The organism is Corallococcus praedator (genome assembly GCF_003612125.1).
GTDB classification, from domain to species: domain Bacteria; phylum Myxococcota; class Myxococcia; order Myxococcales; family Myxococcaceae; genus Corallococcus; species Corallococcus praedator.
In genome coordinates, this window is record NZ_RAWI01000259.1 from 1 (window position 1) to 13,539 (window position 13,539).

General features: G+C 68.7%; 11 protein-coding genes. 5 read left to right on the forward strand and 6 right to left on the reverse strand.

Going from position 1 to position 13,539, the window contains the following annotated elements:
* The 6 genes from D7Y13_RS27665 to D7Y13_RS27690 all read right to left on the reverse strand — a co-directional run.
* Window positions 1-247: GTP-binding protein (locus D7Y13_RS27665; RefSeq protein WP_233602280.1), on the reverse strand; the 247-nt coding region annotated here is incomplete at its 3' end.
* 139 nt (window positions 248-386) lie between these two features.
* Window positions 387-2,462, reverse strand: a complete 2,076-nt coding sequence (gene fusA, locus D7Y13_RS27670) for an elongation factor G (RefSeq protein WP_120535991.1) — start codon at window positions 2,460-2,462, stop codon at window positions 387-389.
* Window positions 2,463-2,614: 152 nt separating this feature from the next.
* Window positions 2,615-3,085, reverse strand: a complete 471-nt coding sequence (gene rpsG, locus D7Y13_RS27675; RefSeq protein WP_014395858.1) for a 30S ribosomal protein S7 — start codon at window positions 3,083-3,085, stop codon at window positions 2,615-2,617.
* Between the two features lie 155 nt (window positions 3,086-3,240).
* Complete coding sequence (gene rpsL / locus D7Y13_RS27680; protein WP_014395857.1) at window positions 3,241-3,612, reverse strand: 30S ribosomal protein S12; 372 nt, start codon at window positions 3,610-3,612, stop codon at window positions 3,241-3,243.
* Window positions 3,613-3,831: 219 nt separating this feature from the next.
* Window positions 3,832-4,326, reverse strand: a complete 495-nt coding sequence (gene rimI / locus D7Y13_RS27685) for a ribosomal protein S18-alanine N-acetyltransferase (RefSeq protein ID WP_120535990.1) — start codon at window positions 4,324-4,326, stop codon at window positions 3,832-3,834.
* Window positions 4,323-5,042, reverse strand: coding sequence for a hypothetical protein (locus D7Y13_RS27690; protein WP_233595311.1), 720 nt, complete (start codon window positions 5,040-5,042; stop codon window positions 4,323-4,325). The genes rimI and D7Y13_RS27690 overlap by 4 nt, the downstream gene beginning before the upstream one ends.
* A gap of 117 nt (window positions 5,043-5,159) precedes the next feature.
* Between D7Y13_RS27690 and D7Y13_RS27695 the strand changes: the two genes are divergently transcribed.
* The 5 genes from D7Y13_RS27695 to D7Y13_RS27715 all read left to right on the forward strand — a co-directional run bounded on the left by D7Y13_RS27695 (window position 5,160) and on the right by D7Y13_RS27715 (window position 13,352).
* Complete coding sequence (locus tag D7Y13_RS27695) at window positions 5,160-6,341, forward strand: DnaJ C-terminal domain-containing protein (protein WP_120535988.1); 1,182 nt, start codon at window positions 5,160-5,162, stop codon at window positions 6,339-6,341.
* A 99-nt stretch (window positions 6,342-6,440) separates the two neighbouring features.
* Window positions 6,441-7,169 (forward strand): HEAT repeat domain-containing protein, encoded by a 729-nt coding sequence (locus D7Y13_RS27700; protein ID WP_120582455.1) that lies wholly within the window; start codon window positions 6,441-6,443, stop codon window positions 7,167-7,169.
* 112 nt (window positions 7,170-7,281) lie between these two features.
* Complete coding sequence (locus D7Y13_RS27705) at window positions 7,282-8,985, forward strand: hybrid sensor histidine kinase/response regulator (protein WP_120535986.1); 1,704 nt, start codon at window positions 7,282-7,284, stop codon at window positions 8,983-8,985.
* 75 nt (window positions 8,986-9,060) lie between these two features.
* On the forward strand, window positions 9,061-10,782 hold the full coding sequence (gene argS, locus D7Y13_RS27710) for an arginine--tRNA ligase (protein ID WP_120582454.1): 1,722 nt from the start codon (window positions 9,061-9,063) through the stop codon (window positions 10,780-10,782).
* Window positions 10,783-10,796: 14 nt separating this feature from the next.
* A complete protein-coding gene (locus tag D7Y13_RS27715) occupies window positions 10,797-13,352 on the forward strand; it encodes a 1-acyl-sn-glycerol-3-phosphate acyltransferase (RefSeq protein ID WP_120535984.1) in 2,556 nt (851 codons plus the stop codon).
* The last annotated feature ends 187 nt before the right edge of the window (window positions 13,353-13,539 follow it).

Here is a 13,539-nt window from a genome sequence, read left to right on the forward strand (position 1 = left end):
GACAGTCGACGTGCGCGTAGTGGCGGTTCTTCGTCTTGTACTCCACGTGCGCCGTGGAGATGGTGATGCCGCGCTCCCGCTCTTCCGGCGCCTTGTCAATCTGGTCGTACGCCATGAACGTGGCGCCACCCGACTTGGCGAGCACCTTCGTGATGGCGGCCGTCAGCGACGTCTTGCCGTGGTCCACGTGCCCAATCGTTCCGATGTTCACGTGGGGCAGGCTGCGATCGAACTTTTCCTTGGACATGAACCACTCCTCAGGACGGCACCGGTGCAACCCCGGCGGTCTGGAACTTTGGGAGAACTCCCGAGCGGTGCTGCGTGTGCTTCAAAGCCGCTGGAACGTCAATACAATTCGCCCGGCGGCTTCCCCAGCGGGCGGGGCATCAACGGTTGAGCGCTGACTTGGGCGCCGCTGCGTAGTGCTTGAACTGCATGGTGTACGTCGCCCTTCCCTGGCTCTTGCTGCGCAGGTCGGTCGAGTAGCCGAACATGGCCGCCAGGGGCACCTCCGCCTGGATGGCCTGCACTCCGCCAGGCCTGGGCGTCATCCCCAGGATCTTCCCCCGCCGGCCGTTCAGGTCGCCGATGACGTCGCCCATGGACGCCTCCGGAGTGAGGACCTCCGTGGCCATGATGGGCTCCAGGAGCACCGGCTGAGCCGCGCGGACCGCGTCCTTGAAGGCCAGGGAGCCGGCGATCTTGAACGCCATCTCGGACGAGTCTACATCGTGCATGGAGCCGTCGTAGGCCTCCACCCTCACGTCCACCATGGGGTAGCCCGCGACGGGGCCGTTCTGCATGGCCTCCCGGGCACCGTCGCGCGCGGCGTCCACGAACTCCTTGGACACCGCGCCGCCGGTGATGCTGTTGATGAACTCGAAGCCCTTGCCGGGCTCGTTCGGGGACACGCGCAGCCAGATGTGGCCGTACTGCCCCTTGCCGCCCGCCTGGCGGATGTACTTGCCCTCCGCCGTCTGCGTCGTGGTCACCGTCTCGCGGTAGGCCACCTGGGGCTTGCCGATGTTCGCGTCGACCTTGAACTCGCGCAGGAGCCGGTCGACGATGATCTCCAGGTGCAGCTCGCCCATGCCGGCGATGAGCGTCTGGCCCGTCTCCTCGTTGGTGCGCACGCGGAAGGACGGGTCCTCCATCGCCAGCCGCTGCAGGGACTGGATGATCTTGTCCTGGTCCGCAGTGGACTTCGGCTCGATGGCGATGTCGATGACGGGCTCGGGGAACTCCATCCGCTCCAGCACGATCTGCTGCTTGTCGTCGCAGAGCGTGTCACCCGTCGTCGCGAGCTTCAGGCCGACCACGGCGCAGATGTCACCGGCGTAGCACTCGGTGAGCTCGTCCTTCTTGTCCGCGCGCATCTGCACGAGCCGGCTGACGCGCTCGCGCTTGCCCTTCACGGAGTTCCACACCGCAGTGCCCGCCTCCAGCTTTCCCGAGTAGACGCGCAGGAACGTCAGCGTCTGCGAGGAGAACGACGGGTCGTTCATGATCTTGAACGCCAGCGCGCTGAAGGGCGCATCGTCGCGCGTCTCGCGCACCGCGTCCTCGCCCTTGGGCGTCTTTCCCTGGATGGGCGGGACCTCCAGCGGGCTGGGCAGGTAGTCCACCACCGCGTCCAGCAGCGGCTGCACGCCCTTGTGGCGGAACGCCGAGCCGCAAAACACGGGGAACAGCTTCAGGCCCACGCAGCCCTTGCGGATGGCGCGGCGCACCTCTTCCTCGGTCAGCTCCTGGCCCTCGAGGAACTTCTCCGTGAGCGCGTCGTCCTGTTCGGCCGCGGCCTCCAGCAGCTCCGCGCGCGCGGCCTCCGCCGCAGCCTGGAACTCCTCCGGAATCTCCACGACATCGACCTTGCTGCCCTGCTCCTGCTCCTGGAAGACGAGCGCCTTCATGCGGACCAGGTCGATGACGCCCTTGAGCTTGTCCTCGGCGCCCAGCGGCAGCTGCATGCGCACGGGGCGCGCGCCCAGCTTCTCGCGGATGGTGCCGACGGACATCTCGAAGTCCGCGCCCACGCGGTCCATCTTGTTGATGAAGCAGATGCGCGGGACCTTGTAGCGGTCCGCCTGACGCCACACCGTCTCCGACTGCGGCTCCACTCCGTTCACGGCGTCGAACACCGCGATGGCACCGTCGAGCACGCGCAGCGAGCGCTCCACCTCGATGGTGAAGTCCACGTGACCCGGCGTGTCGATGATGTTCACGCGGTAGCGGTGGCCCTCGCGCTCCCAGAAGGCGCTGATGGCCGCGGACGTGATGGTGATGCCACGCTCGCGCTCCTGCACCATCCAGTCCGTGGTGGTGGTGCCTTCGTGCACCTCGCCCATCTTGTGGATGGCGCCTGTGTAGAACAGGATCCGCTCGGTGGTGGTCGTCTTGCCGGCATCGATGTGCGCCATGATGCCGATGTTGCGGTAGCGCTCGAGGGGGAACTCGCGGGCCATGAGTCAGTTCCTTCCAGGGAGGCGGGAGGAACCGGAAGCGGCCCTCTCCACCGACCGATCGGACATCTCAGAGAACCTGCCGTGCTGACAAACAAAACCGCCCGGACGCTGGCAGCGCATCCGGGCGGCGACCGCGAAGCCCCTGACGGGACCTACCAGCGGTAGTGCGCGAAGGCCTTGTTCGCCTCCGCCATCTTGTGCGTGTCTTCACGCTTCTTCACCGCGTTGCCGCGGTTGTTGGCGGCGTCCATGATCTCGCCGGCCAGCTTCTCCTGCATGGTCTTCTCACCGCGCGCCTTGGCGTAGGAGATGATCCAGCGCATGCCCAGCGCGACGCGGCGATCCTGACGGACCTCCACGGGCACCTGGTAGGTGGCGCCACCGACACGACGGCTCTTGACCTCAAGCACCGGCTTGACGTTGTCCAGGGCCTTCTTGAAGGTCTTGAGGGGGTCTTCCTTCGCGCGCTCCTCCATGAGGGCGAAGGCGCCGTAGCACACGCCCTCCGCGATGGACTTCTTCCCCTTGCGCATCAGGTCGTTGACGAACTTGGTGACGAGCCGGTCCTGGAACTTCGGATCCGGGAGAATCTTCCGCTTGGCGACTACGCGACGACGAGGCATCTCTTCCCTTACGCCCCACTTCCCTCACTGAGGGAAGCCTGATGGGGCTTCAAGACTTGGACTTCCAGGGACACTCCCCAGGGTGTGGGGCCAGCGTCCAACACAGCTTCAAGGACAGCGAAGGTGTTCCGCGCCAACGACGCGCGGGGGACAAACTAGCTGGGACGCTTCGCGCCGTACTTCGAACGGCTCTGCTTGCGACCGGCAACGCCCACGGAGTCCAGCGTGCCGCGGATGATGTGGTAGCGAACGCCCGGGAGGTCCTTCACACGGCCACCGCGGATCATCACCACCGAGTGCTCCTGGAGGTTGTGACCCACGCCGGGGATGTACGAGGTGACCTCGATCCCGTTGGTCAGACGAACGCGAGCCACCTTGCGGAGCGCGGAGTTCGGCTTCTTCGGAGTCGTGGTGTAGACGCGGGTGCACACGCCGCGCTTCTGGGGGCACTCCTTCAGGGCAGGGCTCTTGCCCTTGATGTTGAGCTTCTCGCGGCCCTTGCGGACGAGCTGGCTGATGGTCGGCACTGAAACCTCTTCTTCGATGGGAACCGCTTCCGGATACACGAAAGCGGAGCATATCTACCTACAGGCTACAGAAAGGCCCGCGAGTATAGGGAGGGGCCCCCGGGTGTCAAGCATGGCTTGCCCCTGGGCCAGCAGCGGCCAGAGGACCCGGGTGATTCCACCAGACACCCGAAAAACCTGGGACAACGACAACGGCCGGACGCTCTACTCCGCGCAACCCTAGAAGTCGAGGACCATCACGATCGCGTCCTCGCCCTCGTCCGCGTAGTAGTTCGGGCGGATGCCGACCGCCCGGAAGCCCAGCGAGCGGTAGAGGTTGAGCGCGGACTCGTTGCCCCGGCGCACCTCCAGCGTGGCCAGGGAGCAGCGGCGCCCCACGCCCCGGCGAAGGACCTCCTCCATCACGGTGCGCGCGACGCCCCGGCGCCGGTGGACGGGGGCCGTGGCCACGTTGAGCACGTGGACCTCGTCGTGGACGATCCAGAAGATGGCCAGGCCCAGCAGCTCCACGCCGCCCTCGGGCAGGGGCTCCTCCACGAGGAGGATGGTGGACCAGTCGTGCTGGAGCTCGCGCCCGAGCAGTTCGTGGGACCAGGGGTTCTTGAAGGACGCCTTCTCCAGCGCCATCACCGCCGGCATGTCTTCCACGGTCATCTGCCGGATCACGAAACCGTGCGCCTTTTCGGGAGTTCCGTCCTCCCGCAGCCGTCTCATCGCCGTGCCTCCCGCGCGAAGGGCGCCACCCGCCGCACCTGCGCCGACTTGCGTACTTCAGCCAGGGCCTGTGCCGCCAGCTCCCCGTAGCGCGCCCGCACCAGCTGCTCGCGGATGGCTGTGCGCGCCGCCTGATCGAACTCGCCGGGGTACACGTCCCGGTGTTCGTCGTAGTGGTGGCGCACCTCCGCTTCGCTCACCTGTGCCTTCAACCGGACCCGACTGTCCAGGATTCGCTCCGCCCGGAGCCCCCGTGCCAGCACGGCCACCAGGGCCTCCTGGTCCACGTCGTGTCGGGCGAGGAAGCGCCGCAGCGCCTCCTCCCCTCCCAGCCTCGTGCGGAAGGTGTCCAGGCGGGCCTCCACCTCCGAGGGTTCGGCTGGAAAGGCCTGGAGGCGGTCGGCGCTCAGGACCTGGAGCCGCTGGTTGATGGACAGTTCCAGGGCGCCCTGGAGGGTCTGCTCGTCCAGCGGCAGGGCGGCGACCTGCACGGCCCCTCGCTGGATCAGCGCCACCCGGGCCTCCATCTCCAGCTCGCTCTGGGTCAGGACCTGGCCCTCGATGACCGCCACGACGCGGTCCACCACCCTGCCCTCCCGAATGGAGGCGGCCGGGGGGGCGGCGGCGTGGGCCGTCAACCCGGGCCCGAGGGAGGTCCCCAGCAGGCAGAACGCCAGCCACAGGGGGACCATCCGATGCCCGCGCGGTGATGGCATGGCCTTCCTCATCTTCCGGCGACTGTAACCATCCCGGCCCTGTCTCGACATCCCGTGCTGGCGCTCACCGACCCACTGGTTACGTTCTTGGCTGTCGGGTACTGCACGGCGAGAACTATGGCGGACGACTACTACCAGATTCTGGGCGTGCCACGGACGGCGTCCGCGGACGAGCTCAAGAAGGCATTCCGGAAGCTGGCGCGCCAGCACCACCCGGACGTCAACCCCGGGAACAAGGCGGCGGAGGAAAAGTTCAAGCGCATCAACAGCGCCTTCGAGGTCCTGGGCGACCCGAAGAAGCGCTCGCTCTACGACGAGTTCGGCGAGGACGCGGAGAAGATCGGCTTCGACGAGAAGAAGGCCACCGCCTACCGCCAGTACCGAGCGGCCCAGGCCGCCGGGGGCAGTGGCGGCGGGGGCATTCCCTTCAGCACCGAGGGCGTGGACCTGGGCGACCTGTTCAACGACATCTTCGGACGTTCGGGGAGCGGCGGGCACGGTGGTGGCTTCGACGTGGGCGACCTCTTCGGCCGGGGTCGGGGTGGCAGCCGGGCCACGGCCGCCGAGCGCGGCGACGACCTGACCACCAAGGTCCAGATCTCGCTCGCCGAGGCCGTGTCCGGCACCGAGCGCACGCTGTCCCTCCAGCGCCCGGGCCGCTGCGGCAAGTGCCATGGCGAGGGGCATACCGGGAAGCTCGTCAGCTGCCCCACCTGCAACGGCACGGGCCGGGCGCGACGGGGCGGGGCCATGTTCGGCGGCTCGGGTGTATGCCCCACCTGCCGTGGCAGCGGCCGGGCCCCGGAGTCCTGCTCGCAGTGCGGCGGCAGCGGCCTCCAGGAGGAGACGACCCGGCTGACGGTGAAGATTCCGGCGGGCGTGACGACGGGCTCCAAGGTGCGGCTCGGCGGCCAGGGTGCGGCCGGTGTCCACGGCGGGGCTCCCGGCGACCTCTACATCGAGACGGAGGTGGCCGAGCATCCGCTGGTGCGCCGCGAGGGTGACGACCTGTACCTGGACCTGCCGGTGACGGTGGCCGAGGCGCTGCTGGGCGGCGAGGTGCGCGTGCCTACGTTCCAGGGTGAGGTGACATTGCGGGTGCCCCCCGGTTCGCAGTCCGGCCGGAAGATGCGGCTCAAGGGGCGCGGCGTACCGTCGCTTCGGGGAGGAACGCCTGGCGACATGTACCTGCTCCTCCAGGTGAAGGTGCCCGAGGACGCCACCGACGAGGCCCGCGCCGCCGCGGAAACACTGGCGAAGGCCTACCGGGGCGACGTGCGCCGGGAGTTGAATCTGTAGTGGGGTTGCCGCGTGGTACCTCTTGTTGTCTCTTGTCCTGGAAGGCGCCCCGTCCTACATGGCGCCTCCACCTTCCGAATCCGGAGCGGGTACGTATTTATGGGTCTCTTCGATTTCCTCACGGGCGGCTCGGGCCCCGAAAAAGCCCTCAAGCTCAAGTCCAAGGTGACCCAGAAGTACGGGGAGCCTTCCACGCGGCAGAAGGCCCTCCAGCAGTTGGGGGAGATGAAGTACCCCGAGGCCGTCACGGTGCTGCTCAGCCGGTTCACCATCACCGTGGACCCGCTCACCACCGACGCGGATGAGAAGGAGCACACCTTCGAGCTCATCAAGGGCTTTGGCCAGGAGGCGGTCGCCCCGGTGAGCGCCTTCCTCAAGCAGAGCGACCACGCCACGTCCTGGGCCCTGCGCGTGCTGCAGGAGCTGCTGGCCGAGGACGCGCTGATGGGCGTCATCGTCGACACGCTCCAGCACCTGTCGTCCCGCTACACGCGCGACCCGGAGAAGAAGGTCGTCCTGCTCCACCACGTCGTGGGCAAGCAGGATCCGCGCGTGGCCCCCGCCGTCCTCCCCTTCCTGGAGGACATGTCCGATGACGTGAAGATCGCCGCCATCAACCTCCTGGGGCCCCTGAAGTACGAGCCGGCGCGCGAGCCCCTGCTCCAGCTGCTCACCAACGAGGACACCGCCCGGCGCGTGCAGACCGCCGCCCTGGCCGCTCTCGCGGAGAGCGGGTTTGGCGTGCAGGGCTACCAGGAGAAGGTGCAGTCCGCCCTCGTGGAGCCCTTCAGCCTGGACAAGGACGGCCGCATCCAGCGCCGGGCCTAGAGCAGGCGGCGAACGTCCGGGCTGTCGGGCACCTGACACGGCCCCCCTCCCCGGGGGCTGGCCGGCACCAGGGCGGTTTCCTCCCACGCGAGACATGAAGCAGGATTCACGCGTGCCCTCGAAGAAGAAGGATCCGCAGCTCGCAGAAGTGGTGCCGCTGCGTCCCGCCGCCACTCCCGCGAAGAAGGCCCCACCGAAACGGGCGGCGAAGCCTCCGCCCCCCGTGGACACGGACTCCGCCGCGCAGGCGTTGCTGGAGATGGGCCGTCAGCTGACAGACAACGCGGGCCCCACCGAGGCCCTGCGCGCCCAGCTCCAGACGCTCCACACGCTGCTCAAGCCGAAGGTCTGCTACGTCGCGCGCCACTTTCCGTCGCGCAACCAGCTCCACGTCGAGCACGTGCGCGGTCGCTACGACGAGCGCGTCACCGCCGCCGTCCCGGGCGAGGGCGTGGTGGGCCGGTGCTTCACCGACAAGGTGCTCCTGCGCGAGGACGACACCGTCGCCGTGCCCCTGGAGGGTCCGCAGGGCGTGACGGGCGTGCTCGTCGTCCTGGGTGCCCGGCGCAAGGCGTCCGACATCCTGATGCAGTCCCTGGCGTCCCAGCTCACCGCCGCCTACGAGGTGGCCCGGCTGCGCGACGACAGCGCCCGGCGCAACAAGGACCTGCAGACGGCCATCGCGGGCCTCAAGAGCCTGGAGCAGAACCGCGAGGAGCTGCTCGGCAACGTGTCCCATGACCTGAAGAACCCGCTCACCACCATCAAGGCCTACCTGGCCATGCTGGGCCGGGAGAAGCTGGGCACCCTGACGGACGGACAGCGCCGCGCGGTGCAGATCTGCGACCGCAACTCCGACCGGCTGCTGCAGCAGGTGAACGATCTGGTGCTGATGTCCCGGCTGTCCTCCGGGAAGATGCAGCTCAACCAGCGCCCCTTCGGCCTCAAGGCCGTGGCGGAAGAGGTGGTGCGCGGGCTGGGCGCCGTCGCCGAGCACAGCCGCGTGCGGGTGGTGATTCCGCCCTGCCCGGAGGTGTTCGTCCGCGGCGACCGCGAGCGCATCTCCGAGGCCATCCACAACCTCGTCGAGAACGGCATCCACCACAGCGAGACGGACGACGTCGTCGAGGTGCGCGTCGCGTCCGGCGAGGGCCTGGGCACCCTCACCGTGAAGGACTCCGGCCAGGGCATGTCCGCCGAGGCCCTGGAGCACGTCTTCGACTCGTTCTACCGCGCGCAGCCCGGCATGCCGCGTCCCCCGGGCGCGGGCCTGGGCCTGCCCCTGGTCGCCAAGATCGTCGCGCTGCACGGCGGCCGCGTGGACGCCTCCAGCATCCTGGGCGAGGGCAGCACGTTCGAGATGGTCCTGCCCCTGTTCGCGAGCGCCGTCAGCGCCCCGGACCTGAATCAGGCCGCGCCCAAGGCGGGCGGCATCCTCCTGGTGGAGGACGATGTGGACTGCCGCGAGGTGCTGGAGCAGGTGCTGGAGCAGGAGGGCTACCGGGTGATGGCCACCTCCGGTGCCGCCGAGGCGCGCTCCATCCTGTCCCACATCCGGCCGGCCATGGTGCTGCTGGACCTGCGGCTGTCCGGAGAGGATGGACGCTCCGTGCTGCACTACATCCGCACCACCGAGTCGCTGGCGGACGTGGTCGTCTACATCATCTCCGGCGCCAGCGACGTCGCGTCCCTCACCTCGGGTGAAGGTCCGGATCGCATCGACGGGTTCTTCGAGAAGCCCTTGAAGCTGCCCAAGCTGCTGGACACCGTGGCCGCGGTGGTGCGCCCCAAGAACCGCGGCCCCGCAGTGCCCTGAACGACGTCCCGGGCGCCTTCCCCACAGAAGAGGTGGCAGGAAGGCGCCCCGCCTTGGGTAGTATCCGCGCGGCCCATGAGCACTTCCGTCTATTCCCGCTACCGCGCCGCGTTCGCCCAGGCTCTTGCCGGGGCCCTGGGCGTCCCCGCCTCCGACATCGATGCGCAGGTCAAGCCCGCGGATCCCGCGCACGGCGACCTGAGCTTCGCCACCTTCCCCCTCGCCAAGGCGCAGAAGAAGGCGCCGCCCGCCATCGCCGCGTCGCTGGCGCAGTCGCTCCAGGTTCCCGGCCTGGAGGTGAAGGCCGTGGGCCCGTACGTCAACGCGCGCTTCCTTCCCCTGCCCTTCACCCAGGAGGTCATCGACAGCGTGCGCCAGGCAGGCATCGCGTACGGAAGCAACGCCGAGGAGGGCAAGGGCAAGACGGTGGTCATCGACTACTCGTCGCCCAACATCGCCAAGCCCATTGGCTTCCACCACATCCGCACCACGTTCCTGGGCCACTGCATCGCGAACCTCTACCGGGCGCTGGGCTGGCGCGTGGAGGGCATCAACTACCTGGGGGACTGGGGCAAGCAGTTCGGCCTCGTGGCCGTGGGCTTCCAGGAGTTCGGCAAGGAGGAGCTGCGGGAAGACATGGCACACCTGGTCCAGGTGTACGTCCAGGCCAACAAGCGCGCCGGTGAAGACCCCGCCTTCGACGAGAAGGCCCGCGAGTTCTTCCGCCGCATGGAGGCCAACGAGCCGGAGGCGATGAAGCTCTGGAACCAGTTCCGGGAGACGAGCCTCAAGGGCTTCAAGCGCGTCTACAAGCGCATGGGCATCGACTTCGAGCACATCGAGGGCGAGAGCCGCTACCAGGGCCGCATGGACGCCGTCATCGCGCAGATCGCGAAGAAGCCCGGCGTGAAGGAGTCCCAGGGCGCCATCATCGTGGACATGCCCTACGCGGAGAACGAGCCGCCCGTCCTCCTGAAGAAGAACGACGGCAGCACGCTCTACGCCACGCGCGACCTGGCCGCCGCCGAGGACCGCCACGCGCGGTTCAACTTCGACAAGTCGCTCTACGTCGTCGCGCAGGATCAGGCGCTGCACTTCCGCCAGGTGTTCCGCACCCTCACGGAGATGGGACAGCCGTGGGCGGACAAGTGCATCCACGTGCCGTTCGGCCGCATCCACGGCATGAGCACGCGCAAGGGCCAGGTGGTGGAGCTGGATCAGGTCCTGGACGAGTCCAAGGAGCGCGTGCTCAAGCTCGTGGAGGCGAACATCGCCTCGGGCAACCTCGTGACAGAGGATCCCGATGGCCTCGCGGAGCAGATCGGCCTGGGCGCCATCGTCTTCGGTGACCTGAAGCACAACCGCGCCAGCGACTACACCTTCGACTGGGACGAGGTGACCAGCCCCGAGGGGCACACCGGTCCCTATCTCCAGTACGCGCACGCGCGCAGTGCGACCGTGCTGCGCAAGGGCGGCGGTGTTCCGGCGAGCCATGATCCGGCGCTCCTGACGCTCCCCGAGGAGCAGGCCCTGGTGCGCGAACTCATGCGTCTGCCGGACACGGTGCGCGCGGCGGCGGAGCAGTACGAGCCGAGCCTCGTCGCGCGCCTGTTGCTGGACGTGGCGGCGGCCTACAGCCGCTACTACACCGCCGGCAACAAGGAGCGCGAGAAGCGCATCCTCGTGGAGGACAATGACGCGCTGCGCGCGGCGCGCCTGGCCCTCACGGACGCAACGCGCATCACCCTGGCGGCGGGCCTGACCCTCTTGGGCATCCCGACGCCGGAAAACATGTAGCCTGGGGGGCTGCCGTGGATACCGCGCTGGTGCAGACCGTGACGCAAGGAGAGGCCTTGAAGGAGGAATTCGGTCCCATGTCCCGGGTGCTCGGGGCACGGTACTTCGACGGGGTGCACTTCCCCCCCGAGGCCGAGGACGAACTGCGTGCGCTCAGCGCCCGGGGCTTCGTGGTGCACGTCATGCGCACCACGGCGTGGATCAACTTCCTCTACATCGCGTGGGCCATGGTCCGTCGGGCCATGCCGCCCATCCGCGCGGTGGTGAACCTGCGCCCCTGGTTCACCCGGCCCTGGCGCCAGACGGCCCAGAATGGCGCGGTGGAGGAGCGCTTCCGCTATGCCCTGCAGCAGGGCGGCAGCGGGCTCGTGTTCCTGCGCCGCACGGCGCTGCTGCACGCCTCCGGCAAGGAGACGCGCGAGGACCCCTTCCCCGCCCTGGTGCGGCTGGCGCGTGGCGCCGACAAGCCGGTGTTTCTGGTGCCGGAGCTGTTCGTCTGGGAGAAGCGTGCCGCCAAGCTGAAGCCGGGCTGGCGCGACGTGGTGTTCGGCAGCCCGGAAGCGCCGGGCTTCGTGCACTCGATGGTGGCGTTCTTCCGCAACTACAAGCGCGCGCAGTTCCGCGTGGGAGAGCCCATCGACCTGCGCCGCTTCATCGAGGAGAATCCCCAGGCCACCGACGAGGTGCTGGCGCGCAAGGTGCGCAGCGCGCTGCACGTGTACCTGGCCCGGGAGACGCGCGCGGTGTTCGGCCCGCCGCAGAAGCCCACCGACCGGCTCATCGAGGAGACGTTGCGCGACCGTCAGCTGCGCAAGGTGCTGGATGAGCACGCGGCCGCCACCGGCCGCAAGCCCGCGAGCGTGCAGCGCGAGGCCAAGCGCAACCTGGAGGCCATCGCGGCCAGGCCCAACCCGTCCGTGCTGGCGCTCATCGCGCCAATGCTGGAGTGGGTGTTCAACCGCATCTACGACGGCATTGGCGTGGACGAGGCGGGCCTGCACCGCGCGCTCAAGGCCGCGGGCAGGGCGCCGGTGGTGCTCTGCCCCAGCCACAAGAGCCACGTGGACTACCTGGTGATGAGCTGGGTGCTGTGGAACCGCGGCTACACCGCGCCGCTGGTCGCCGCGGGCGCCAACCTGTCCTTCTGGCCCCTGGGCCCGCTGTTCCGCCGCTGCGGCGCGTTCTTCCTGCGCCGCTCGTTCAAGGGCGACAAGGTCTACGCCGCGTCCTTCAAGGCGTACATCAAGAAGCTGGTGCACGACGGCATCCACCAGGAGTTCTTCCCCGAGGGCGGCCGCTCGCGCACGGGCAAACTGCTCACGCCCAAGCTGGGCATGCTCACGTGGCAGGTGGAAGCGGTGCTGGACGGCGCGCGCAACGACCTCTACTTCGTGCCCGTCTCCATCGACTACGAGAAGGTCGTGGAGTCCGACAGCTACTCGAAGGAGCTGGCCGGCGGGGAGAAGAAGCCCGAGGACCTCAAGGCCCTGTTGAGCGCGCCCAAGGTGCTGGCCGCGCGCTACGGACGCATCCACCTGACGTTCGACGAGCCGCTGTCGCTGGTGGAGTTCATGAAGGCGCGTGGCCTGTCGCCGCAGGAGCCGGTGACGGACGAGCAGAAGAAGGGCCTGGTGCGCGCGCTGGGCAACCGGGTGATGTACGGCATCAGCAAGGTGTCCACCGTCACGCCGCACGCGCTGGTGAGCGCGTCGCTGCTGGCCCACCGCCGGCGCGGCCTCACCCAGCGCGAGCTGACCGACCGGATCAGCCTGCTGCGCCGCATCGCCGTGGAGGATGGAGCGCGGCTGTCCCCGGAGCTGGTCAACGCGCCCAGCAACCCGGAGACGCTGGGGCCCATCCAGGACGCCATGCGGGAGTTCATCTCCGACGAGATGGTGCGCACGAAGGAAGCGCGCAACGAGGTCAGCTACCAGGTGGAGGACTCGCGCCGTCCGGAGATGTCCTTCTACAAGAACACGCTGATGAACCTGGTGGCCGCGCGCAGCCTCGTGGCCAACGCGCTGCTGGCCGGCACACCCGCGCCGTACGACACCGTGAAGGCCCGCGCGCTGTTCCTGTCGCGCCTCTTCAAGGTGGAGTTCATCTACCGGGTGGGCGCGTCGTTCGAGACCATCTTCGCCGAGTGCGTGGAGCGGCTCGGGCGCATGGGCCTGGTCATCCACGACGGTGACACGCTCAAGCTGGCGCCGGAGGCCCACGCGCTGCCGGAGCTGGAGTTCCTGGCGGACCTGCTGCGCGACTTCCTGGAGGCCTACCTGCTGGCGGCGATGACCCTGCCCGACGTGGCCTCGGGCGCCGCCACCGACCGCAAGTCCTTCGCCAAGCTGGCGCTGGAGACGGGACGCGTCGAGTACAACGCCGGGCGCATCACCGCCTCCGAGTCGCTGGCGAAGACGACGCTCGAGAACGCGGTGGAGTACCTGTTGGATCAGCGCATCCTCGTGGAAGAGGACAAGAAGCTGAAGCTGGGCGACCCTGCCGCGGCGGCCGAGCTGCCCCGGAAGAACCCGCTCGCGGACGACATCCGCGGCTACCTGCACCGGGCCTGAGCGACACGGCCCGCGGCACCTCGAAGCGAACGCGGCACCCCACCCTCCGCCCCTGGCGGCAGGGGCAGGAGACGACACGGTGGATGAAGGCCTCCCTCCCAGCGACCCGCAGCCGGTAGGGCCCACCGTGCCGCCGCCCCTCAAGCCGCCCCACCCGCTGCTCGCGGCGGCACGGTGGGCCCTACCG